The following is a 20,643-nucleotide window of genomic DNA, read 5'->3' as shown; positions in this document are numbered from 1 at the left end:
CACCGAGGAGTTGAAATCGCATGCAGCACATCCATGACCTGATCGGGATCGGCTTCGGCCCGTCGAACGTCGCGCTGGCCATCGCAATCGATGAGAAGCGCCACGGCGCCAAGCCGCTGGACGCCCTGTTCATCGAACGGCAGCCCAGCTTTGCCTGGCATCCGCACATGCTGCTGGACCAGGCGCACATGCAGATCTCGTTCCTGAAAGATCTGGCGACGCTGCGCAACCCGACCAGCCGCTTCACTTTCGTGAACTACCTGTACGAGAAGGGGCGGTTGACGGACTTCATCAACCTCAAGAGCTTCTTCCCGAGCCGCCATGAGTTCAACGACTACCTGGGCTGGGCCGCGGGCCAGTTCGAGGACGCCTGCCGCTACGGCGAGGAAGTGTTCGAGGTGCTGCCCGAGAAGCAGGGCGGCGAGGTGTCGCTGCTGCGCGTGCGCTCGCGCGACGGAAGCGGCCGGGTGCAGGAGCGGCTCGCGCGCAACCTGGTGGTCGGCATCGGTGGCGTGCCCAACATTCCAGAGTGCTTCCGCGCGCTTCGCGACGACCCGCGTGTCTTCCATTCGAGCAGCTACCTGAAGGACATGGCGGGGCATCCGCAGGCCCGCAGGGTGGCCATCGTGGGCGCTGGCCAGAGCGCGGCGGAGATCTTCATGGACTTGCAGGGCCGCCCGGGCGCGCCGCAGGTCGACCTGATCATGCGCGCGCGTTCCATCCGGCCTTCGGACGACAGCCCGTTCGTGAACGAGGTGTTCAACGCCGACTACACCGACTACATGTACAGCCGCGACAGCGACGAGCGCGCCGCGTTGCTCGACGAGTTCTCGCAGACCAACTACGCGGTGGCGGACCTCGACCTGATCCAGCAGATCTACAAGGTCTTCTACGACCAGAAGGTGGCGCGCGGAACTCGCCTGCGCATGCTGCGCCAGCACGAGGTGCGCTCGGTACGCGCCTCCGCGGACGGCGTTCACCTGACGCTGCTCGACCGCGACCTGCAGCGCGAGAGCACCGTGCGCTACGACGCGGTGGTGCTGGCCACCGGCTACGCGCGCGACCAGCACAAGGACTTGCTGCTGCCGCTCACCCCCTACCTCGGCGGCTACGAGGTTGATCGCTACTACCGCCTGAAGGCATCGCCCGACTTCCATCCGGGCATTTACCTGCAGGGCGCGTGCGAAGACAGCCACGGCCTGAGCGACACACTGCTTTCGGTCACTTCCGTGCGTACCGGGGAAATCGGCAACGCGCTGCTTGCCGCCCAATCGCGCACGCGCAACACCGCGCGGGACGACGCCCAGGCGGTCCGGGTCTAGCCGGCCACGGGTGAGGCGGCCGACGATGGCGATGGTCGAGAGGACCCCGGCTTGCACGAAGACGGCCGTCGACACCGCGTGGGCGCTTTTTTGTCGGCTGCATGACACGCCTTCGCGTGACCATGCAAGCCAGCTGATCCACTGGCTGGGCGAAGATCCCCGCCATGTGCGTGCGTTCGACGAGGCGCTCACGCTGTGGGCACTGGCGGGCGCTGCCCTGGTCAGGCCCGTGCTCGAAGATGTGCGGCGCAGCGGCCCCGATCTGCAGTAGGCCGATCCTCCTGGCGGGCTGACCCTGGATTGGTCCTAAACCCGGATCACCCGCCCCGGATTCAGTATGTTCTTCGGATCAAGCCCCCGCTTGATCGCCCGCATCATCTCCAGCGCCACCGGCGACTTGTGCTTCTCGAGCTTGTCGACTTTGAGCGAGCCGACGCCGTGCTCGGCAGAGAACGAGCCGCCGAACTTCTCGACCGCGTCGTACACCAGCGTGTTGATGCGCTCCTCCTCGTTCTTCAGGAAGGCCTTGGTATCGACGTTCTCCGGCGCCTGCACGTTGTAGTGCAGGTTGCCGTCGCCCAGGTGGCCGAAGTTGACCAGCCGCACGCCGGCGATCTCGCGCGCCAGCAGTGCATCGGTTTCCTGAACGAAGGCCGGGATGCGCGAGACAGGGATCGAGATGTCGTGCTTGATGTTCAGGCCTTCCTCGGCCTGTGCGAGCGGAATGCTCTCGCGGATGTACCACAGCTGGTGCGCCTGCGTGAGGTTCTCGGCAACCACCGCGTCGGTCACGCAGCCGTCTTCGAAGGCGGTTTCGAGCAGCGCTTCGAAGCGCGCGCGGGCGTGGTCTTCGGATTCGCTGTCGGAGTTCTCCAGCAGCACGCAGTAGGGCACTGCATCGTCGGAAATGAAGGGCACGCGCAGCTGGGGCATGTGCTTGTCGACCAGGCTCAGCGCGAACTTGCCCATCACCTCGAAGCCGGTGAGGCCCGAGCCCAGGTGCTTGTGGGCGAGGCCCAACAGGGTCACCGCATGGTCGAGCGATGGCACCGCGGCCCAGGCGGTGAGCTGCGCGGCGGGCAGCGGGTAGAGCTTCATGGTCGCCGCGGTGATGATGCCCAGCGTGCCCTCGCTGCCGACGAACAGGTCGCGCAGGTCGTAGCCGGTGTTGTCCTTGCGCAGGCCGCTGGTGCCTTCCCAGATCTCGCCCTGCGGCGTGACCACCTCCAGGCCCAGGCACAGCTCGCGCGTGTTGCCGTAGCGCACGACCTGCGTGCCGCCCGCGTTGGTCGCGAGGTTGCCGCCGATGGTGCAACTGCCCTCGGCCGCGAGGCTCAGCGGGAACAGGTAGCCGGCTTTCTCGGCCGTCTCCTGCAGCGTTTGAAGAATGCAGCCGGCTTCGACCGTCATGGTGAGGTTGGCGGCGTCGATGGTGCGGATCGCGTTCAGCCGCTGCAGGCTCAGCACCACCTGCGTGCCGCTGTCGTCCGGAATGGAGCCGACCGCGAGGCCGGTGTTGCCGCCCTGCGGAATCACCGCCGTGCCGGCCGCGGCGCAGGCCTTGACCACGTCGGCCACCTGCTGCGTGTTGGCCGGGCGCACCACGGCCAGCGACTTGCCGCGCGAGCGCTTGCGCCAGTCCTGCTCGTAGGCGGTGAGGTCGCCCTCGTTCAGCACATGCGATGCGCCGACGATGGCGCGCAGTTGTTCGATCAGGTCGGTGGAAGAAGTCATTGGGCGGAAGCCTCCAGTTGGCGGGCAGCGTTCTTGGCGTGGCGCAGGCGAAGCCGCACATGCCAGGCGCAGGCGGCGAAGAGCACGAGGCACAGCAGCACCTCGACGAGCGCGAGCACCTGGCTCACGCCGCTGGTGTCGCTCCAGACGCGCACCACGCCCTCGGTGAAATAGAGCCAGATCATCAGGCTGACCCAGCGGTAGGTGTACATGCGGTTCTTCCACAGGCCCGCGAGCGGAACGACCAGCGGCAGCACCTTCAGCGCCATCAGCGAACCGCCGGGCCGCAGAGGCGCAAGCCACAGTTCCCAGGCCAGGCCCAGCACGATCAGGCCGACGACGCTGCCCACGGCGGCCCAGCGGGTGGCGCGGACGGAAGATGGAGTAAGCGGGTTGTCGGACACGGTGGGCGGCGGGCGCTGCGAAAAGGGCGGATGGCATGATACCGGCCATGAATCGCAGGCAACTCTGGAGGGATCTTTCTCGCTTTCCGTGGCGCAACACCGCAGCGGTGCTGGGCGAGCGCTTCCGCGAAGACCGGCTCGGCCTCACGGCCAGCAGCCTGACCTTCACGACCACCATCGCGATGGTGCCCTTCTTCACGGTGGCACTGGCTCTCTTCACGGTGTTCCCGATGTTCGCGAAGATGCAGGGCCGCCTGCAGCGCTGGCTCATCGAGAGCCTGATTCCCGACAACATCGCGCGGCAGGTGCTGGGCTACCTGAACCAGTTCGCGAGCAAGGCCAGCGGGCTGGGCATCGCGGGCCTGATCGTGCTGCTGATCACCGCCATCGCGCTGATCCTCACCATCGACAAGACGCTCAACAATATCTGGCGCGTGCGCTCGCCGCGGCCGTTCGCGCAGCGGGTGCTGATCTACTGGGCGGCCATCACGCTGGGGCCGATCATCCTCGCGGTGAGTCTCTCGACCACTTCCTACGTGGTCTCGGCCACCAGCGACGTGGTGGGGCGCGGCATGGTGAAGCTGTTTTTCGACACCTTCGAGTTCATGCTGCTCGCGGTCGGCATGGCGTCGCTCTACCACTACGTGCCCAACACCAACGTGCGCTGGTCGCATGCGTGGGCCGGAGGCATCTTCGTGGCCGCGGCCATCGAGATCGCTAAGCGCGTGCTGGGCTACTACCTGAGCCTGGTGCCGACCTACTCGGTGTTGTATGGCGCCTTCGCCACGGTGCCGATCCTGCTGGTGTGGATCTACGTGGCCTGGGTGATCGTGCTGCTGGGCGCGGTCATCGCGGCTTACCTGCCCAGTCTGCTGACCGGTGTCGCGCGGCGCGGAGGCTCCGCCGGATGGCCCATGCAACTTGCCATGGAAACGCTGCAGCACCTGGCCCGCGCGCAGGCCACGCCGGCCAAAGGCATGGGCGCGACCGAACTGGTGACGCGCATGCGCGTCGATGCACTGCAACTGGCGCCGGTGCTCGAGACGCTGGTGGCGCTCGACTGGATCGCGCCGCTGGCGGAAGAGCCCGCCAATGAAGACCCGCGCTACGTGCTGCTGGCCGATCCCTCGACGCCGATCGAACCGCTGTTGAAGGAACTGCTGATGCCCCGGGCCGAGCCGCTCGAGGACCTCTGGCAGAAGGGGCCGCTGCGCTCCCTGAGGCTGGGCGACGTGCTCTTGATCTAGATCTTCACCCGCCCCAGCCAGACATCGCGGTACATCGCCCAGTCCCCCATGAAGGAATAGAGCGGCCGCTTGAACGAGGCCGGCTTGTTCTTCTCGAAGCCGAAGTGCCCGACCCAGGCGAAGCCGTAACCCGCCACGAGGCCCGCCAGCAGCCACCACGGATTGAGCGTGACTATCAGCGCCAGCAGGCACAGCAGCGAGATGGTCGAGCCGGTGAAGTGCAGCCGCCGGCAGGTGAGATTGGCGTGCTCGGTCAGGTAGAAGGGATAGAACTCCGCGAAGCTCTTGAACTGGCGCGGATCGACGGCAGATGCGGGGGCGGTCGTGGTGTTCATCGTGCGAGTCTCCTGTACCCTGCGGGAGGGCTTTGTCCATAATAGCCACGACCTCCCGGCCGCACCATCCGGCCTTCCGATCACACCACCGACGCATCAGCCTTGAGCGCTCTTCCAAGCCTTCCAAGCACTCCATCCGCCGATCCGGCCGGCGACGCGCCCTGGGTCGTCTGCCTCTGCGCCGAATGGTGCGGCACCTGCCGCGACTACCGGCCGCTGCTCCAGGAAGTGGCGCGCGCGCATCCGCAGTTCCGCTTCGCCTGGGTCGACATCGAGGACCACGCCGACATCGCCGACGCCTTCGACGTCGAGACCTTCCCCACGCTGCTGGTCGCCGGCGCCGACGGCACGCGCTTCCTGGGGCCGCTCTTGCCGCATGCCGAAACGCTCTCGCGCATGCTCTCGGCGCTGCAGGCGCCGCAGCCCTCCAGCCTCGACGTCGACCTGCTGCTGGCCGTGCTGAACAAGAAGCCCGCAGTCTTCGCGGTCTGACCGGCCGGAGTCCTTCCCATGAAAGTCCTGATCTTCGGCGCCACCGGCATGGTGGGGCAGGGCGTGCTGCGCGAGTGCCTGCTGGCGCCCGACGTGGAAAGCGTCGTCGCAATCGGCCGCAACCCCACGGGGCAGCAGAACCCGAAGCTGCGCGACCTGGTCCACAGGAACATGTACGACTACGGCGACATCGAATCGCAGTTGCAAGGCTTCGATGCGTGCTTCTTCTGCCTCGGCGTGTCGTCGGTGGGCATGAAGGAGCCCGAGTACAGGCGCATCACCTACGACCTGACGCTGGCGGCAGCCACCGTGCTCGCGCGGCTCAACCCGGGAATGACCTTCACCTATGTGACGGGCGCCGGCACCGACAGCAGCGAGCGCGGCAGCAGCATGTGGGCGCGCGTGAAGGGCGCGACCGAGAACGCGCTGCTGCGCCTGCCGTTCAAGGCGGCCTACATGTTCCGCCCCGGCATGATCCAGCCGCTGCACGGCATCCGCTCGAAGACGCCGCTGTACGACGCGGCCATCGTCGTGCTCAAGCCGGTGCTCGGGCTGGCCTTCCGCCTCTGGCCGAACCGTGTGACGACCACCGAGAAGGTGGGGCGCGCGATGCTGGCGGTGGCGCGCAACGGCGCGCCGAAGCCGGTCCTCGATCCGGCCGACATCAACGCCCTGGGCTGAACTCTTTCTTCGTTGCGCCGGAAGCCTGCGGGCGTCCCAGCTTGCGGCGCCCCGCGCCGGCGATGGCTGAGACCAGGTGCCGAACGAAGTCCTGCGCCAGCGGCGGCAGCGTGCGGCCTTCGAGCGCCAGCACCTGCAGTTGGCGCTGCTGCAGCGGCGCTTCCGCGAACGGCCGGGCCACCAATGTGCCCTCGTCGATCAGGTGCATCACCGTGACCAGGCCCGACAGCATCACGTCGGGCGTGCGCAGCAGCGGCAGCAGTACCGACGAGAAGTTGCTCACGAAGAGCGCGCGGTACTGCAGCCCCTGCAGGCTGCAGGCCTGGTCGAAGAGCTGGCGGGCGGTCACGCCCTTGTCGCCCACGGCCAGCGGATAGCGCACCGCCTCGGCCACCGACACCACGCGCTGGCGCGCCAGCGGATGGTCGGGTCGCAGCACCGCATACACCGGCGCGGTGGCCGAGTGCTCGATCTTCAGGCCGGGCTCGGGCGCGACCACGTACTTGAGCGCGATGTCGGTCTCTCCGCGTGCCAGCAGCGCGCTCACGCCGTCGGGCGAGCCCACGTGCAGCTCCAGCTGGCAGCCGGGGTTGGCCGATTCGAAGCTGCGCATCACCAGCGGCATGAAGTGCCCCGCGAAGCCTTCGGTGCAGGCCATGCGGATGCGCCGCGCGCTCTGGCCGCCGAGGTCGCGCACCTGTTCGATCACCTGCTCGATGTCGATCTGCGCATTGCGCAGGTGCGCCGCCAGCCGCTCGCCGGCGGCCGTGAGCGCCATGCCGCGTGCATGCCGTTCGAAGAGCGGTGTGCCAAGGCTGGCCTCCAGCTTGGCGATCTGCCGGCTGACCGCCGACGAGGCCACGAAGAGGCGCGCCGCCGCCTGGTTGACCGAGCCGCTGCGCGCCACTTCGAGGAAGTGCCGCATCGGGATGCTGAGGAGCGGTAGCGTCATGGCGAAGCCCTGGGTGTTGCCTTCAAGGCAATGGTAGCTTGCCAAAACGATGCTGGAAGCATCGGCCTTCAGGCCTTGTACTTGCTCCACCCGATGGACAGACAGACAAGGACCTCCTTCATGCCACGCAAAGACAGCCTCGCCGCTGCAGCCGCCTATTTCGACGCAGGCGGCTTCTTCGCCGACCTTCAGCGCCGCGTCGCCTTCCGCACCGAGAGCGACACCGGCGCCGCCACGCCCGCACTCGAGGCCTACCTGCGCGAGGAGATGATTCCGCCGCTCGTGGCACTCGGCTTCGCCTGCGAGGTGGTCGCCAACCCGGTGCCCGGCGGCGGTCCCTTCCTCATCGCACGCCGCGTCGAGGATCCGTCCCTGCCCACGGTGATGACCTACGGCCACGGCGATGTGGTCAGCGGGCAGGACGCGCACTGGGAAGAGGGCCTCGCCCCCTGGGCGCTGACGGCGCGCGGCGAACGCTGGTACGGGCGCGGCACGGCCGACAACAAGGGCCAGCACAGCATCAACCTCGGCGGCCTCGCGGCCGCGCTGGAGGCGCGCGGCGGCAGGCTTGGCTACAACGTGACCTGGCTCGTCGAGATGGGCGAGGAAGCCGCCTCGCCCGGCCTGCACGCAGTGTGCGAGCAGCAGCGCGACAAGCTGCGCGCCGACCTGTTCATCGCCAGCGACGGCCCGCGCGTGAGCGCCGCTCGGCCCACGTTGTTCCTCGGTTCGCGGGGTGCGGTCAACTTCAGCCTGAGGCTGCGCGCCCGGCCGCGCGGCTACCACTCGGGCAACTGGGGCGGCGTGCTGGTCAACCCCGGCACGGTCGTCAGCCATGCGGTGGCATCGCTGGTCGATGCGCGCGGGCGCATCCTCGTCGAGGCGCTGCGCCCGCCGCCGGTGACACAGGCGGTGCGCAATGCGCTGGCCAGCATCGCCATCGGCGGCGGCGCGGACGACCCCGAGGTCGACGAAAGCTGGGGCGAGCCCGGCCTGAGCCCTGCCGAACGGCTGGTGGCCTGGAACACCATCGAGGTGCTGGCGCTCGGCGCGGGCTCGCCGCAGCGGCCCGTCAACGCGATTCCCTCGGAAGCCGTGGCGCACTGCCAGCTGCGCTTCGTGGTCGGCACGCCGTGGCAGGACCTGCGGAAGATCGTGCGCGCGCACCTCGATGCGCACGGCTTCGGCCAGGTCGAGGTGGAGGTCACGCTGACCGGTGCCGCGACACGGCTCGACGTGGAGAACCCCTGGGTGGGCTGGGCACGCCGGTCCATCGAGGAAAGCAGCGGCCAGCGCCTGGACCTGCTGCCTAATCTCGCCGGCTCGCTGCCCAACGACGTCTTCGCCGACCTGCTCGGGCTGCCCACGCTGTGGGTGCCGCATTCGTACCCCGCATGCGCGCAGCACGCGCCCAACGAGCACCTGCTCGCGCCGCTGGCGCGCGAGGGCCTGCAGATCATGGCCGGCCTGTACTGGGACCTGGGCGAGCCGGGCCTCGCACCCTGGGCCGCCGGCCGGCTTGCGCAATCCGCTTCCACTCTCTCCTGACACGCACCATGGACAACGCCATCTCCCGCCGCCGCTTCGGCCTGCTGCTTTCCGCCGCCGCCGTCCTGGGCGCCCATTCGCCCGTCTTCGCGCAGGGGGCCTGGCCCGAGCGTCCGATCAGGCTGGTCGTGCCGTTCCCTCCGGGCGGCGGTACCGACCTGGTCGCGCGGGCGATGGGGCAGACGCTGTCGGAGCAGCTCGGCCAGCCCGTCGTGATCGACAACAAGCCGGGCGCCTCCACCATCATCGGCACCGACGCGGTCGCCAAGGCCGCGCCCGACGGCTACACGCTGCTGCTGTCGGGCTCGACCAGCTTCAGCGTGAACCCGGCCCTGCGCGCCAAGCTGCCCTACGACACGGTGCGCGACCTCGCGCCCATCGCCATCGTGGCGCGCACGCCTCTGGTGCTGGTGGTGGGCAAGGGCCAGCCCTGGCAGTCGCTGCCCGAACTCGTCGCGGCGGCCAAGGCGAAACCGAAGAGCATCCGCTACGCCACCTTCGGCTCGGGCTCGGGGCCGCACCTGTCGGGCGAGTTGTTCGCTTTGGCCGCGGGCATCCAGCTGCAGGACATTCCGTACAAGGGCAGCAGCCAGAGCGCGCTGGCGGTGATCAGCGGCGAGGTCGAGATCGCCATCGACACCGTGGCAGCCGTGGCGCCGCACGTGCGCGCGGGCAAGCTGCGCGCGCTGGGCATCGCGGGCGCGACGCGCTCCAGCATGCTGCCGGAAGTGCGCACGCTGGCCGAGCAGGGCCTGCCCGAAGCCACCTTCGACGCCTGGTACGGCTTTGCCGCCCCTGCGCGCACGCCGGCACCGGTGATCGACAAGCTCGCCCGCACGGTCGTCGCGACCATGGGCCACTCGGCGCTGCAGGCCCAGCTGCGCGCGCAGGGCATGGAGCCGGTGGCCATCGGCGCGGCGGCCTTCCGCACGCAGATGGAAGGCGAGATCTCGCGCTACCGCGCGCTCGCCCACCGGGCGGGCATCGCGGCGGAGTAGGTCAGGTCGACACGAAGTCGCGCAGCGCGAACAGCACCGCGTCGGGCGCCTCGCTCATCAGCGAATGGCCCGCATGCACCGTCACCACCTTCGCGTTGCGGGCCTTGCCGACCAGCGCCCTGGTCGCGCGCGGCGGCGTCATCTGGTCGGCATCGCCGAGCAGGAAAAGCACCGGGCACTGCACCTTCTCCATGGCCGCCTCGCCGTTCGCGTAGTCGTTGCAGGCCTTGAAGCCGATGTGGAACACGTTCGCCTCGCGGTTGCTCGCGAGCACGCGGCGCATCAGCGCGCGCGAGCTGCCGTAGAGCCAGGTGCCCGGGCCGAGCGAGGAGGGCGGCGGCGCCAGCAGCGAATGCGAGAAGGTGTTGACCATGGCAATGGCGCGCTGCGGGTCGCTCACCGAGCTTTCGAGCAGCGCGGGCGAAACCACCATCGGGTAGGCCGTGCCGACCATCGCGAGCTGCGTGATGCGCTCCGGCGCACGCGAGGCCGCCTCCAGCGCGATCAGCGAGCCGAAGCTGTGGCCGACCAGCGCGGCCTTCTGCACGCCGGCCGCGTCGAGCAGCGCGATCACGAACTGCGCCGCCTCTTCCACGCTGGCCGGCGGCGGGCCTTCGCTCTTGCAGTGGCCGGGCAGGTCCACCGCGAGCACGTTCCAGCCGTGGTTGGCGAACCAGCGGCTCTGCAGGATCCACACGCTGTGGTCGTTGAGCACGCCGTGGATGAAGACGACCGTGGGCTTGGCCGCATCGAAGGGCTTGCCGCCGGTGTAGCAGTAGGTGGTGTGGCCGTTGACGGTGTAGTTCATCTCAGGCACCCGCCTTTTCCGCGGCCTTCAGGGCGCGCTTCAGGTCGTCGATCAGGTCGGCCGGGTCTTCCAGGCCGATCGAGAGGCGGATCGTGCCCTGAGAAATGCCCGCGCCCGCCAGCGCCTCGTCGGTCATGCGGAAGTGCGTGGTGCTCGCGGGGTGGATCACCAGGCTGCGGCAGTCGCCCACGTTGGCCAGGTGGCTGAAGATCTTCAGCGTCTCGATGAAGGCCTTGCCCTGCGCGCGGCTGCCCTTGATGTCGAAGCTGAACACGGCTCCGGCGCCGCGCGCGCCATGGCGCAGCAGCTTCTGCGCGAGCGCGTGGCTCGGATGCGATTCGATCAGCGGATGTCCCACGCGCGACACGAAGGGATGGCTCGCGAGGAACTCGACCACCTTCTGCGTGCTGTCGATGTGGCGTTCCATGCGCAGCGGCAGCGTCTCGATGCCCTGCAATATCAGCCAGGCCGTGTGCGGGCTCATCGAGGCGCCGAAGTCGCGCAGGCCCTCGCGGCGGGCGCGCAGCAGGAAGGCGCCGACCGTGCTTTCCTCGCTGAAGACCATGTTGTGGAAGCCGTCGTAGGCCTGGGTCAGCTCGGCGAACTTGCCCGACTTTTCCCAGTCGAAGCTGCCGCCGTCGACCACCACGCCGCCGATGACGGTGCCATGGCCCGAGAGGAACTTGGTGGCCGAGTGGTAGACCAGGTCGGCGCCCCAGTCGAAGGGCTTGATGAGGTAGGGCGAGGTCAGCGTGGAATCGACCAGCAGCGGCACGCCGGCCTCGTGGGCGATGTCGGCCACGGCCGGGATGTCGAGCACGTCGAGTCCGGGGTTGCCCACCGTCTCGCCGAAGAAGAGCTTGGTCTCGGGGCGTACCGCGGCGCGCCAGCCGTCGAGGTCGCCGGGCTTGACGAAGGTGGTCTCGATGCCGAAGCGGCGCATCGTGTAGTGCAGCAGGTTCTGCGAGCCGCCGTACAGGGCCGTGCTGGCCACGATGTGCGAGCCCGCGCCCATCAGCGTGGCCACCGACAGGTGCAGCGCCGCCTGCCCGCTGGCGGTGGCGATGGCGCCGATGCCGCCTTCGAGCGCCGACACGCGCTGCTCCAGCACCGCGTTGGTCGGGTTGCTGATGCGTGAATACACGTGGCCGGCGCGCTCCAGGTTGAAAAGGGCGGCGGCGTGGTCGCTGGATTCGAAGACGAAGGAGGTGGTCAGGTGGATCGGCACCGCCCGCGCGCCGGTGGCGGGGTCTGGTGCGGCGCCGGCGTGCAGCGCGAGGGTGTCGAAACCGGGGTCGGAATATCCGGGCATGAGGGCCTTTCTGGGTCTGAGCTGTTGTCTCCTGGCAAAGCCCCGTTACGTCTGCAATTCATGCGTGCGCGACAGGGGCGCTCAGGTCGGCGTCGATTGTGGGCTATATTCAAAAACGTAACCCCCGCCCAGATAGCCGGGATCGAGTTCGAGAGGAGCACACGATGAAAGTCAGCGACATCCTTCGCGTCAAGGGCAATACGCTCTTCACCATCACGCCAGACGACCTGCTGGCAGAAGCCGCCAAGACGATGGCGGAAAAGGACATCGGCTCGCTGGTGGTCATGGAGCACGGCGACCTGGTCGGCATGCTCACCTTCCGCGAAGTGATCGTCACCATCGTCGCCAACGGCGGCCAGGTCGGCACCACGCAGGTCCGCAAGGCCATGGACGACGCCCCCGTCACCTGCACGCTGGAAACCGACCTCGACGAGATCCGCCGCATCATGCTGGAGCGCCACGCGCGCTACATGCCCGTGATGGACAAGCGCATGCTGATGGGCGTGATCAGCTTCTACGACGTGGCCAAGGCCGTGGTGGACAGCCAGAACTTCGAGAACAAGATGCTCAAGGCCTACATCCGCGACTGGCCCGAAGAAGACGAAAAGGCCGGCTGAGCTGCCGGCCTCCCCCAGCGCGGCGGGCCCTGCTCAGGGCAGCCGCGCGATCTGCGCCTGCAGCAGCGCGTAGAAACCCTCGGCATCGGCCTCGCTGATCCACAGCGTATTGGGCGTGCGGCGGTTGTAGCCGCGAAAATCGACCACCGTCGCGCCGGTCGTGAATTCCCCCTTCGTCTCCACATCCACGCTCACCTTCGCGCCCTTGAAGAGCTCGGGCTTGAGCAGGTAGGCGATCACGCACGGGTCGTAGATCGGGCCGACGGCCACGCCCCGGCGGCGCAAGCCATAGGCCATCATCGAATCGAAGATATCCGCCACCACCTTGCCGGCGTTGTTGCCCATGGTGCGGAAGGGCGCGATGCGCTCGGGCGTCAGCAGCACGCGGCGCGCTGCGTCGTGCGACATGGCCGTGACCGGCACGCCGCTGCGGAACACGATCGACGCGGCCTCGGGGTCGGCATACACGTTGAAGGTGGCGGCCGGCGTGATGTTGCCGCCCACGCCCCAGGAGCCGTCCATCACCACGATCTCGGCAATGGCCGGCTTGATGTCGGGCGCCGAGTTGAGCGCGGCCGCGAAGTTGGTGAGCGGCCCCAGGCCCACGAGCGTGATGCTCTTCGGCGGCGCGGCGCGCAGCGTCTCGATGATGTACTGCACCGCGTGGGTGGGCATCAGCGGGCCGCGCGGCTCGTGCAGCGTCGGGCCCTCCATGCCGGTCTTGCCATGCACGTCGTCGGCGAAGATGGGTTCGCGCACCAGCGGGCGCGGATAGCCGGCGTAGACCGGGATCTCGGGCCGGTTGGCCCAGTCGCGCACGATGCGCGCGTTCTTCTCGGTCACCGCCAGCGGCAGGTTGCCTACGCTCACCGTCAGCGCCTTGATGTCGAGCCGGTCGGTGGCGGCCATGGCCATCAGCAGGGCGATGGCGTCGTCCTGGCCGGGGTCGGTGTCGATGATGACCTGGCGCCTGCCCGTTGTCGGAGGCAGCCGGGTGGCCGGGGTGCCTGCGAGCGCCTGCGCCAGTTCGGCGGGGCTCGGGCTCTGGGCCCATGCCATGCCCGCGAGGCCGGCGGCGGATGCGCCCAGCAGCAGGGCGCGGCGGGACAGCAAAGGCCTGGTCATGCGCTCACTCCTTGATGTTGGCGGTCTGCACGATCTTCTGGTTGCGCGCGTACTCGGCCTGCACGAACTTCGCGAACGACTCCGGCGTGCCGCTGCCCGGCAGCGCGCCCTGTTCCACGAGCTTGCTGCGCACGCTTTCTTCCTGCAGCACCGCATTGAGCTCCTGGTTGATCTGCGCGACCACGGCCGGCGGCGTCTTGGCGGGCGCGAAGATGCCGGTCCAGCTCACCATGTCGAAGCCCTTGAGGCCGGGCATCTCGTCGAAGGTGGGCACGTTGGGCAGCGCGGCCAGCCGCTTGCTGCCGGTGATGCCCAGCGCCTTCAGCCGCTTGCCGTTCACGTGCGGAATCGCGCTGGTGCTCACCAGCATCGCCAGGTCGACCTGCTCGCCGATCACGTCGGTGGCGATCTGCGCGCCGCCGCGGTAGGGCACGTGCGTGACGAAGATGCCGCTGCGCTCCTTCAGCAGCTCCATCGCCAGCTGCAGCACGGTCCCCACGCCCGAGGTCGCGTAGTTGTATTTGCCGGGCTTGGCCTTGGCCAGCTTCACGAAGTCGGAGAAGGTCTGGGCCTCGAGGCCGGGCCGTGCCACCAGCACCATCGGCGCCGTGTTGAGCATGCCCACCGGCGCCAGGTCCTTCAGCGGATCGAAGCGGAAGGCCGAGGGGTTCACCAGCTTGCCGATGGCGATGGCGCTGTCGGGGCCCGCCACCAGCGTGTAGCCGTCGGGCGCCGCGTTCACGGCCTTGGCCACGCCGATCGCGCCGCCCGCGCCGGCCACGTTCTCGACCACCACCGACTGCTTGAGCCGTTCGCCCAGGCGCTGGGCCACCAGGCGGGCGTTCACGTCCACGCTGCCGCCGGCGGTGAAGGGCACGATCAGCGTGATGGGCTTGGCCGAGGGCCAGGCCTGCTGCGCGAGGGCCATGGTGGGCAGGGCGGCGCAGAGCCCAGTGGCTAGCAGCAGGCGGCGGGGCGTGTTCATGGCGTGGTTCATTCGTGGTTGGCGGGGGAGGGCTCGCTGTCGAGCCGGGCGCGCAGGGCGTCGAACTCGGCGCTCCATTGCGTGCGCCATTCGCGGCGCTGGGCGTCGTCGATCCATGCGCCGTCGAGGCCGTTGAGCATGAAGCCGCGCAGGTCGTCCAGGCCGAAGCCGAAGTCGCGCACCATCATCAGCCAGGCCTGCGTGGGCGTGACCTTGTGCAGCGTCGGGTCGTCGGTGTTGGGGTGGATGCGCAGGCCCAGGCCGGGCATGCGGCGGATGGGGTGGTCGATTGCCCAGCGCTCGGGCGGCAGGGTGCGCAGGTAGTAGGAATTGGTGGGCACCACGGTGAAGATCACGCCGCGCTCGGCGCACTGGCGCGCGTAGTCGGGCTGGTCGACCACCGTGTAGCCGTGGTCGATGCGGTCGACCTGCAGTTCGTCGAGCGCCGTGCGCACGTTGGTCCACGGCATGCCGAACTCGCCCGCGTGTGCGGTGGTCTTCAGGCCGGCCTTCCTCGCATCGGCATAGGCCCGGGCGAACATCTCGGGCGGGCGGTCGACCTCGCGGTAGTCGATGCCGATGCCGATCACTTCGTCACAGCGGTGGGCCTTCACCCACTCGACCATCTCCACGGCCGCCTCGGGGCTGGCCTCGCGGTCGATGGCGGCGATGAGGCGGCCGGAGATGCCGAACTCCTGCTTCGCGTCCTGTATCGCTCTCACGATGGCACCCTGCGCGAGCGGGTAGGCGATGCCCGACTCATGCACCGTGCCGGTCGGGTTCCAGAAGAACTCCGCGTGGCGCACGTTGTGCGAAGCCGCGTCCTGCAGGTATTCGAGCGCGAGCTGGTACAGGTCGCCAGGGCTGCGCACCAGCTGGGCGTCGAGCGCGCGCAGCACCCGCAGCACGCCGACGGGCTTCTCGCCGCGCGTGTAGAAGCCTTCGATCTCGTCGTCGGCCAGCGGAGAGCCGGCGCGGCGGTTGAGCTGCTTGAACGTCTCGTGGCGCACGGTGCCGAACAGGTGGCAGTGCAGCTCGGCCTTGGGCATCGCATGCAGCATCGCCTCCAGCGTGAGGGGCGCTGCGGAGGCAACGGGCGCGGACGTGGGGCTGATCATGGCGGGCAGTCTAGTAATGGCGTGCCTATAAGGAAAATTTTGAATTTCTATAATTTGATTCACTGAATCAATAACCAGGGATTCGCCATGGCCGCCTTGCCCCTGCGCGCGCTCACGCTGCGCCAGCTGCAGTTCTTCTCGGTGCTGGTGGAAGAAGGCCAGTTCGGCAGGGCCGCGCGGCGGCTGGCCATCACGCAGCCGGCCCTGAGCAACGCCATCAAGCAGATGGAAAAGCTGCTCGGCGCCGAGCTGCTCACCCGCTCCACCCACCGGCTGGAGCTCACGCCCGTCGGCGCCGAGGTGCTCGCGCGTACCGACTTCCTGGTCAACACCTTCGAGGTGGCGCTGCGCGACATCGAGAGCACGGTGCAGCGCGGCCGGGCCTATGTGCGCATCGGCGTGATCCCCTCGGCCAGCGCGCGGGTGGCGGCTGCGGCGAGCGAGTTCCTTCAGGACGGCCATCGCGAGGTGGAGCTGTCCTGGCGCGATGCCCCGTCGAACACCCTGCTGGCCGAATTGCGCAGCGGCCAGATCGACATGGCGGTGGCCGCCATCACCGAGCCGCCGGGCGGCCTCACCTGCATCGACCTCTTCCGTGACCCGTTGGTGCTGGTGGTGCGGCGCGACCACCCGCTGGCGGCGGCCGGCGACGCGAGCTGGGAAGCCATCGGCAAGGAGCGGCTGGTGCTCTTCGAGAGCGGCAGCATGCCGGCGCTGGGCAATCCGGCGCGCGCGCAGTTCGCGCAGGGGCCGCAGCCCTATCGCGTGAGCTATTCAGAAACGCTCTATGCGCTGGTGCGCGGCGGGCAGGCGCTGGGTCTGATGCCGCGCCTTTACACCTCGTCGCTGCGCGACCCCGAACTGGCCGTGGTGCCGCTGCTGAAGCCGCGCGTCGAGCGCCGCGTGGTGCTGGCCTACCTGCCGGGCCCGATGCGCAACGTGGTGGCGCAGGAGCTCATCGCGTTCCTGCGCGAGCGCCTGCCGCAGGCCGGCGAGGCGACGGTGCGGCGCGTGAGTGGCAAGGGGGCGCGGGGGCGGCGGTCGTCTTAGACCTGGCTCTAGCCCAGTTCCGCGGCAGCGTGGATCGTCTCGCGCACGCGCGGATAGATCTGCGCGTTCCACTTGCTGCCGCTGAACACGCCGTAGTGCCCCACGCCGGCCTGCAGGTGATGCGCCTTCAGGTAGGGCCGGATGCCGGTGCAGAGGTCTTGCGCCGCGACCGTCTGGCCCACGGCGCAGATGTCGTCGCGCTCGCCTTCCACGGTGAGCAGCGCGGTGCGGCGGATGGCGGCCGGGTTCACGGTGCGCCCGCCCACGGTGAGCTTGCCCAGCGGCAGGTCGTAGGTCTGGAACACGCGCTCGACCGTCTCCAGGTAGAACTCGGCCGGCAGGTCGTTCACCGCCAGGTACTCGTCGTAGAAGGTGCCGATGGTGCGGGCCTTCTCGACGTCGCCTTCGACCAGGTGGGTGTACATGTCCTCGAACTGCTTCTTGTGCCGCTCCGGGTTCATGCTCATGAAGGCCGACAGCTGCAGGAAGCCGGGGTACACGCGCCGCATCATGCCGGCGTGCGGCCATGGCACGTGGCTGATGAGGTTGCGCCGGAACCAGTCGATGGGGCGGTCGGTCGCGAGCTTGTTCACCGCCGTGGGGTTGATGCGGCAATCGACCGGGCCCGCCATCAGCGTCAGGCTGCGCGGCGTGGCGGGGTTGCCGTCCTCGGCCATCAGTGCGGTGGCGGCCAGCGCGGCCACGCAGGGCTGGCACACGGCCACCATGTGCACGCCCGGGCCCACGGCCTCCAGGAAGCTGATGAGCTGCAGCGTGTAGTCGTCCAGGCCGAAGCCGCCGTGCCACAGCGGCACGTCGCGCGCGTTGTGCCAGTCGGTCAGGTAGACGTCGTGGTCGCGCAGCAGGGTGCGCACCGTTTCGCGCAGCAGCGTGGCGAAATGGCCCGACAACGGTGCGGCCAGCAGCACGGGCGGATGCACCGCATCGGTGTTCTTGCGGAAGTGCAGCAGGGTGCCGAAGGGCGAGACGAGGGTTTTCTCCTCGTGCACGGCCACCTCGACGCCGTCGGACACCACGCTGTGGATGCCGTAGTCGGGCCGGGTGTGGGTCAGGCGCATGCGCGAGAACACCTCGAACTGGGCGGCCATGCGCCGCAAGATGGTGCGCTCGGTGCCTTCCTGCCACAGGGCCTTGGCGAGGTACTGCGCCGCAAGCCGCGCCGGGGAGAGCAGGTCGGCTTGGTTCTGGTAGGCCCGGTACAGCATGAATCTCGCGCAGGCAAGTTGCGGGCCAGCCGCATGGCATGGGGCTTGCACGCGGCACGGGCAAAGGCGCAACGCCCAAGGAGAGTTCCGAGATGGCCAAACCCGTACTCACCATCAGCAGCAAGAACTACGGCGCCTGGGCGCTGCGCGGCTGGCTGATGTGCAGGCTGGCGGGGCTGGACTTCAGCGAGAAGGTGATCCCGCCCGACGATCCGGCCATGAAGGCCGAGATGCTGCTGCTGTCGTCGTCGATGCTGGTGCCCTCGCTGCAGCACGGCAGCGTGAAGGTGTGGGACACGCTGGCCATCGGCGAATACCTCAACGAGATCAAGCCCAAGGCCGGCCTGCTGCCCGAGGACATCGCCGCCCGCGCCCATTGCCGCGCCATCTGCGGCGAGATGCATTCCGGCTTTGCCTCGATGCGCGGCGCGCTGCCGATGAACATCAAGGCCCATTTCAAGAACTTCAAGGTGTGGTCGCGCGCGCAGGCGGACATCGACCGCATCGTCGCCATCTGGCGCGAGTGCCTGAAGGCCTATGGCGGCCCCTTCCTGTTCGGCAAGCAGCCGGGCATGGCGGACGCGATGTACGCGCCGGTGGTCACGCGCTTCCTGAGCTACGACGTGGCGCTGGACGCGGTGTGCGCGGCCTACTGCAAGCGCGTGATGGAACTGCCCGCCATGAAGGAATGGGTGGCGGCCGCGAAGCAGGAGCCCGACGAGATCGACGAGCTCGACGCGGAGTTCTGAGCCGCGCGCTTCATGAACTTGCAGGGGGCGGTCCGAAGCCTGCCTGCGTCAGCTTGCGCTCGATGCTCTGCGCGGCCTGCTGCAGGTCCCCCAGGTGGGCCGACACGATCTCGCGCTCGCTCTTCACTGCCGGCAGCCAGGCGCAGCTGAGGCAGCCCACCACCCGCTGGCCCTGGCGCAGGGGCACCGAGATCGCGCCGAAGCGGTCGGGCGAATCCATGCTGGTCGAGGTCGGGTCGCGCGCCACGTAGCCGAGGTCGCGCGCATGCGCCACCATGCGGCGGATGTTCTCGGGGCGCCGCGCGCTGCGGTCGAAGTCGTTGGGCGAGCGCGCCAGCGCGGAGAGGATCTCGCGGCGCTCGTCTTCCGGGCAGAACGAGAGATAGCAGCGCCCCAGCGAGGACAGCAGCATCGGCGGTCTGAAGCCCAGCGCCCGGTAGTTGACCGCCAGCCCGTTGCGCGGCCTGTCGGTGTCGAGGATGAGCATGGCCGAGCCGTCGCGCACGCCCAGATCGATGGGCCATGGCACCACGCGCTGCAGCGTGGCGCGCGCCGGCGCCGCCAGTGCCGACAGTCGCGTGCGCCATGCCGCCGCAGCGCCCGACTGCCCCGTGGCCGAGGTGGGCACGTAGCGCCGGTCGTGCTCGCTGCGCTCGGCCCAGCCCGCCTGCTGCAGCGTCTTGAGAATGCGCAGCAGCGTGGCCTTCGACAGGCCGGTCTGCCGGTGCAGCTCCTGCAGCGTCACGGCCGAGGAGCGCTGGATGGCCAGCATCACGTCGAGCCCGCGGCGCAATGCGTCGATCGATTTCACGCTCTGCGCGCCCGCGGTGTCCGACATGCCGGTCTCCGAAAAAAGGTTCACTGCGTGAAACTATATCTTCTGGCTTCGCGGCCCCGTTCCTACAGTGCGGACGACACCAACGTCGTCCCACCGAGAAGGAAAAGAGCATGTTGTTTCACCCGCGAAACGCGGCCCGAGCCGCTGCAGCAGCCGTTCTTTCGCTATGCGCCGCCGCCGCGGCCATGGCGCAGTCCTGGCCGTCGAAGCCGATCACCATCGTCGTGGCCTATCCGGCCGGCGGCGACACCGACGCCATCGCGCGCACCTATGCGGAGAAGCTCTCGCAGCGCACCGGCCAGCCGGTGCTGATCGACAACAGGCCCGGCGCGAGCGGGATGATCGGCAACGCCTGGGTCGCGAAGGCGTCGGCCGACGGCTACACGCTGCTGTTCACGCCCAGCACCTTTCCCATCGCGCAGCACGTGCTGAAGGCCGGCCCCGGCGTGGCGCACGACGTGGTGAAGGACTTCACCCCCATCGTCAAGACCGGCAACATCCCGCTGCTGCTGGTGACCGCGCCGGTGACCGGCATCCGCAGCGTCGCACAGCTCGTGGCCGGCGCGAAGGCGGGCAAGGCGCTGAGCTACGGCACGCCGGGCGCGGGCTCGCCGATGCACATCGCGGGCGAACTCTTCAACAAGGACGCGGGCATCGCGGCCACGCACGCGCCGTACCGCGGCGTGGCGCCGGTGGTCAACGACGTGCTGGGCGGCCACGTGGCCGTGGGCTGGATCACGCCGGGCGCGGTGGCGAGCCACATCGCCGCGGGCAAGCTGGTACCGCTGGGCGTCGCGGAGCGCCAGCGCACGAAGCTGATGCCCGAGGTGCCCACCTTCGTCGAGCTGGGCTTCAAGGACGTGGACGTGAGCGCATGGATGGGCCTGCTCGGCCCGAAGGCGATGCCGCCCGATGTTGTGCAGGCGCTCAACAAACATTTCAACGAGATCCTGAAGATGCCCGACGTGCAGGCAAGGATGGCCGCGCTCGGCATCGAACCCGTGGGCGGTGCGCCCTCGGCGCTGGCGCAGCAGATCGCGGACGACGACCAGCGCTTCGGCAGGCTGGTGCGCGAGTTCGGCATCCGCGCCGACTGACCGAT

22 protein-coding genes are annotated in these 20,643 nt (G+C 68.9%); 11 read left to right on the top strand and 11 right to left on the bottom strand.

Annotation, left to right across the window (positions count from 1 at the left end):
• Nucleotides 1-20 precede the first annotated feature (20 nt).
• Nucleotides 21-1,322 (top strand): lysine N(6)-hydroxylase/L-ornithine N(5)-oxygenase family protein, encoded by a 1,302-nt coding sequence (locus FHT32_RS24520; RefSeq protein ID WP_176667199.1) that lies wholly within the window; start codon nt 21-23, stop codon nt 1,320-1,322.
• A 25-nt stretch (nt 1,323-1,347) separates the two neighbouring features.
• The gene (locus FHT32_RS24515; protein ID WP_256099141.1) at nt 1,348-1,593 is read left to right on the top strand and encodes a DUF4880 domain-containing protein; all 246 of its coding nucleotides are present in this window, start codon (nt 1,348-1,350) and stop codon (nt 1,591-1,593) included.
• Between the two features lie 35 nt (nt 1,594-1,628).
• Here the strand turns inward: FHT32_RS24515 and FHT32_RS24510 are convergent, their stop codons facing one another.
• Together FHT32_RS24510 and FHT32_RS24505 are read right to left on the bottom strand one after the other, a co-directional pair.
• Nucleotides 1,629-3,056 carry an FAD-binding oxidoreductase gene (locus tag FHT32_RS24510; protein ID WP_176667198.1) on the bottom strand — a complete coding sequence of 476 codons (1,428 nt, stop codon included), beginning with the start codon at nt 3,054-3,056 and terminating at the stop codon, nt 1,629-1,631.
• Complete coding sequence (locus FHT32_RS24505) at nt 3,053-3,460, bottom strand: DUF2069 domain-containing protein (protein WP_176667197.1); 408 nt, start codon at nt 3,458-3,460, stop codon at nt 3,053-3,055. Before FHT32_RS24505 ends, FHT32_RS24510 begins: the two co-directional genes overlap by 4 nt.
• A gap of 35 nt (nt 3,461-3,495) precedes the next feature.
• On the opposite strand from FHT32_RS24505, the gene FHT32_RS24500 reads away from it, so the two are divergent.
• On the top strand, nt 3,496-4,707 hold the full coding sequence (locus tag FHT32_RS24500) for a YihY family inner membrane protein (RefSeq protein WP_176667196.1): 1,212 nt from the start codon (nt 3,496-3,498) through the stop codon (nt 4,705-4,707).
• Here the strand turns inward: FHT32_RS24500 and FHT32_RS24495 are convergent.
• The gene (locus FHT32_RS24495) at nt 4,704-5,042 is read right to left on the bottom strand and encodes a DUF962 domain-containing protein (RefSeq protein WP_176667195.1); all 339 of its coding nucleotides are present in this window, start codon (nt 5,040-5,042) and stop codon (nt 4,704-4,706) included. The two genes, FHT32_RS24500 and FHT32_RS24495, sit on opposite strands and share 4 nt — an antisense overlap.
• Nucleotides 5,043-5,144: 102 nt before the next feature.
• Here FHT32_RS24495 and FHT32_RS24490 point away from each other — a divergent pair, with 102 nt between their 5' ends.
• The gene (locus FHT32_RS24490; RefSeq protein ID WP_176667194.1) at nt 5,145-5,534 is read left to right on the top strand and encodes a thioredoxin family protein; all 390 of its coding nucleotides are present in this window, start codon (nt 5,145-5,147) and stop codon (nt 5,532-5,534) included.
• 18 nt (nt 5,535-5,552) lie between these two features.
• Nucleotides 5,553-6,215: an NAD-dependent epimerase/dehydratase family protein gene (locus FHT32_RS24485; RefSeq protein ID WP_176667193.1), complete on the top strand. Its 663-nt coding sequence runs from the start codon at nt 5,553-5,555 to the stop codon at nt 6,213-6,215.
• Here FHT32_RS24485 and FHT32_RS24480 read toward each other — a convergent pair.
• Nucleotides 6,199-7,167, bottom strand: coding sequence for a LysR family transcriptional regulator (locus FHT32_RS24480; protein ID WP_176667192.1), 969 nt, complete (start codon nt 7,165-7,167; stop codon nt 6,199-6,201). The genes FHT32_RS24485 and FHT32_RS24480 overlap by 17 nt on opposite strands.
• 120 nt (nt 7,168-7,287) lie before the next feature.
• Between FHT32_RS24480 and FHT32_RS24475 the strand changes: the two genes are divergently transcribed.
• A complete protein-coding gene (locus FHT32_RS24475; protein WP_176667191.1) occupies nt 7,288-8,715 on the top strand; it encodes a M20 family metallopeptidase in 1,428 nt (475 codons plus the stop codon).
• A gap of 8 nt (nt 8,716-8,723) precedes the next feature.
• Nucleotides 8,724-9,713, top strand: a complete 990-nt coding sequence (locus tag FHT32_RS24470) for a tripartite tricarboxylate transporter substrate binding protein (protein ID WP_176667190.1) — start codon at nt 8,724-8,726, stop codon at nt 9,711-9,713.
• 1 nt (nt 9,714) lies between these two features.
• Here FHT32_RS24470 and FHT32_RS24465 read toward each other — a convergent pair whose 3' ends face one another.
• On the bottom strand, nt 9,715-10,521 hold the full coding sequence (locus tag FHT32_RS24465; protein ID WP_176667189.1) for an alpha/beta fold hydrolase: 807 nt from the start codon (nt 10,519-10,521) through the stop codon (nt 9,715-9,717).
• A 1-nt stretch (nt 10,522) separates the two neighbouring features.
• Nucleotides 10,523-11,833 (bottom strand): O-acetylhomoserine aminocarboxypropyltransferase, encoded by a 1,311-nt coding sequence (locus tag FHT32_RS24460; RefSeq protein WP_093209576.1) that lies wholly within the window; start codon nt 11,831-11,833, stop codon nt 10,523-10,525.
• A gap of 164 nt (nt 11,834-11,997) precedes the next feature.
• Here FHT32_RS24460 and FHT32_RS24455 point away from each other — a divergent pair, with 164 nt between their 5' ends.
• Nucleotides 11,998-12,450, top strand: a complete 453-nt coding sequence (locus tag FHT32_RS24455) for a CBS domain-containing protein (protein ID WP_093209578.1) — start codon at nt 11,998-12,000, stop codon at nt 12,448-12,450.
• Nucleotides 12,451-12,483: 33 nt separating this feature from the next.
• Here FHT32_RS24455 and FHT32_RS24450 read toward each other — a convergent pair whose 3' ends face one another.
• Genes FHT32_RS24450 through add form a run of 3 tightly spaced genes read right to left on the bottom strand, consistent with a single transcriptional unit; the run spans nt 12,484 to nt 15,678 of the window.
• Nucleotides 12,484-13,575 carry a nucleoside hydrolase gene (locus FHT32_RS24450; RefSeq protein ID WP_176667188.1) on the bottom strand — a complete coding sequence of 364 codons (1,092 nt, stop codon included), beginning with the start codon at nt 13,573-13,575 and terminating at the stop codon, nt 12,484-12,486.
• Nucleotides 13,576-13,579: 4 nt separating this feature from the next.
• Nucleotides 13,580-14,560, bottom strand: coding sequence for a tripartite tricarboxylate transporter substrate binding protein (locus tag FHT32_RS24445; RefSeq protein WP_176667187.1), 981 nt, complete (start codon nt 14,558-14,560; stop codon nt 13,580-13,582).
• 8 nt (nt 14,561-14,568) lie between these two features.
• Nucleotides 14,569-15,678, bottom strand: a complete 1,110-nt coding sequence (gene add / locus FHT32_RS24440) for an adenosine deaminase (protein WP_176667186.1) — start codon at nt 15,676-15,678, stop codon at nt 14,569-14,571.
• Nucleotides 15,679-15,765: 87 nt separating this feature from the next.
• On the opposite strand from add, the gene FHT32_RS24435 reads away from it, so the two are divergent.
• The gene (locus tag FHT32_RS24435; protein ID WP_176667185.1) at nt 15,766-16,728 is read left to right on the top strand and encodes a LysR family transcriptional regulator; all 963 of its coding nucleotides are present in this window, start codon (nt 15,766-15,768) and stop codon (nt 16,726-16,728) included.
• 8 nt (nt 16,729-16,736) lie between these two features.
• Here FHT32_RS24435 and FHT32_RS24430 read toward each other — a convergent pair whose 3' ends face one another.
• On the bottom strand, nt 16,737-17,954 hold the full coding sequence (locus FHT32_RS24430; RefSeq protein ID WP_176667184.1) for a polyhydroxyalkanoate depolymerase: 1,218 nt from the start codon (nt 17,952-17,954) through the stop codon (nt 16,737-16,739).
• A 92-nt stretch (nt 17,955-18,046) separates the two neighbouring features.
• Between FHT32_RS24430 and FHT32_RS24425 the strand changes: the two genes are divergently transcribed.
• Nucleotides 18,047-18,703 (top strand): glutathione S-transferase, encoded by a 657-nt coding sequence (locus FHT32_RS24425; RefSeq protein WP_176667183.1) that lies wholly within the window; start codon nt 18,047-18,049, stop codon nt 18,701-18,703.
• A 10-nt stretch (nt 18,704-18,713) separates the two neighbouring features.
• On the opposite strand, the gene FHT32_RS24420 is transcribed toward FHT32_RS24425, so the two are convergent.
• Entirely contained in the window at nt 18,714-19,565 is an 852-nt protein-coding gene (locus FHT32_RS24420) for a helix-turn-helix domain-containing protein (protein ID WP_371132249.1), read from the bottom strand.
• A gap of 86 nt (nt 19,566-19,651) precedes the next feature.
• On the opposite strand from FHT32_RS24420, the gene FHT32_RS24415 reads away from it, so the two are divergent.
• Nucleotides 19,652-20,638, top strand: a complete 987-nt coding sequence (locus FHT32_RS24415; protein ID WP_176667182.1) for a tripartite tricarboxylate transporter substrate binding protein — start codon at nt 19,652-19,654, stop codon at nt 20,636-20,638.
• Nucleotides 20,639-20,643 lie beyond the last annotated feature (5 nt).

It is taken from the genome of Variovorax sp. SG517 (assembly GCF_013376045.1).
Lineage (GTDB): Bacteria > Pseudomonadota > Gammaproteobacteria > Burkholderiales > Burkholderiaceae_C > Variovorax.
The sequence above is the reverse complement of the archived record's forward strand: the minus strand, read 5'-3'. Positions and strand labels throughout refer to the sequence as shown.

Coding starts and splice junctions, on each gene's coding strand:
- FHT32_RS24520 (WP_176667199.1), top strand. CDS start 21: ATGCAGCACATCCATGACCTGATCGGGATCGGCTTCGGCCCGTCGAAC.
- FHT32_RS24515 (WP_256099141.1), top strand. CDS start 1,348: ATGGCGATGGTCGAGAGGACCCCGGCTTGCACGAAGACGGCCGTCGAC.
- FHT32_RS24510 (WP_176667198.1), bottom strand. CDS start 3,056: ATGACTTCTTCCACCGACCTGATCGAACAACTGCGCGCCATCGTCGGC.
- FHT32_RS24500 (WP_176667196.1), top strand. CDS start 3,496: ATGATACCGGCCATGAATCGCAGGCAACTCTGGAGGGATCTTTCTCGC.
- FHT32_RS24495 (WP_176667195.1), bottom strand. CDS start 5,042: ATGAACACCACGACCGCCCCCGCATCTGCCGTCGATCCGCGCCAGTTC.
- FHT32_RS24485 (WP_176667193.1), top strand. CDS start 5,553: ATGAAAGTCCTGATCTTCGGCGCCACCGGCATGGTGGGGCAGGGCGTG.
- FHT32_RS24480 (WP_176667192.1), bottom strand. CDS start 7,167: ATGACGCTACCGCTCCTCAGCATCCCGATGCGGCACTTCCTCGAAGTG.
- FHT32_RS24475 (WP_176667191.1), top strand. CDS start 7,288: ATGCCACGCAAAGACAGCCTCGCCGCTGCAGCCGCCTATTTCGACGCA.
- FHT32_RS24470 (WP_176667190.1), top strand. CDS start 8,724: ATGGACAACGCCATCTCCCGCCGCCGCTTCGGCCTGCTGCTTTCCGCC.
- FHT32_RS24465 (WP_176667189.1), bottom strand. CDS start 10,521: ATGAACTACACCGTCAACGGCCACACCACCTACTGCTACACCGGCGGC.
- FHT32_RS24460 (WP_093209576.1), bottom strand. CDS start 11,833: ATGCCCGGATATTCCGACCCCGGTTTCGACACCCTCGCGCTGCACGCC.
- FHT32_RS24455 (WP_093209578.1), top strand. CDS start 11,998: ATGAAAGTCAGCGACATCCTTCGCGTCAAGGGCAATACGCTCTTCACC.
- FHT32_RS24450 (WP_176667188.1), bottom strand. CDS start 13,575: ATGACCAGGCCTTTGCTGTCCCGCCGCGCCCTGCTGCTGGGCGCATCC.
- FHT32_RS24445 (WP_176667187.1), bottom strand. CDS start 14,560: ATGAACACGCCCCGCCGCCTGCTGCTAGCCACTGGGCTCTGCGCCGCC.
- add (WP_176667186.1), bottom strand. CDS start 15,678: ATGATCAGCCCCACGTCCGCGCCCGTTGCCTCCGCAGCGCCCCTCACG.
- FHT32_RS24435 (WP_176667185.1), top strand. CDS start 15,766: ATGGCCGCCTTGCCCCTGCGCGCGCTCACGCTGCGCCAGCTGCAGTTC.
- FHT32_RS24430 (WP_176667184.1), bottom strand. CDS start 17,954: ATGCTGTACCGGGCCTACCAGAACCAAGCCGACCTGCTCTCCCCGGCG.
- FHT32_RS24425 (WP_176667183.1), top strand. CDS start 18,047: ATGGCCAAACCCGTACTCACCATCAGCAGCAAGAACTACGGCGCCTGG.
- FHT32_RS24415 (WP_176667182.1), top strand. CDS start 19,652: ATGTTGTTTCACCCGCGAAACGCGGCCCGAGCCGCTGCAGCAGCCGTT.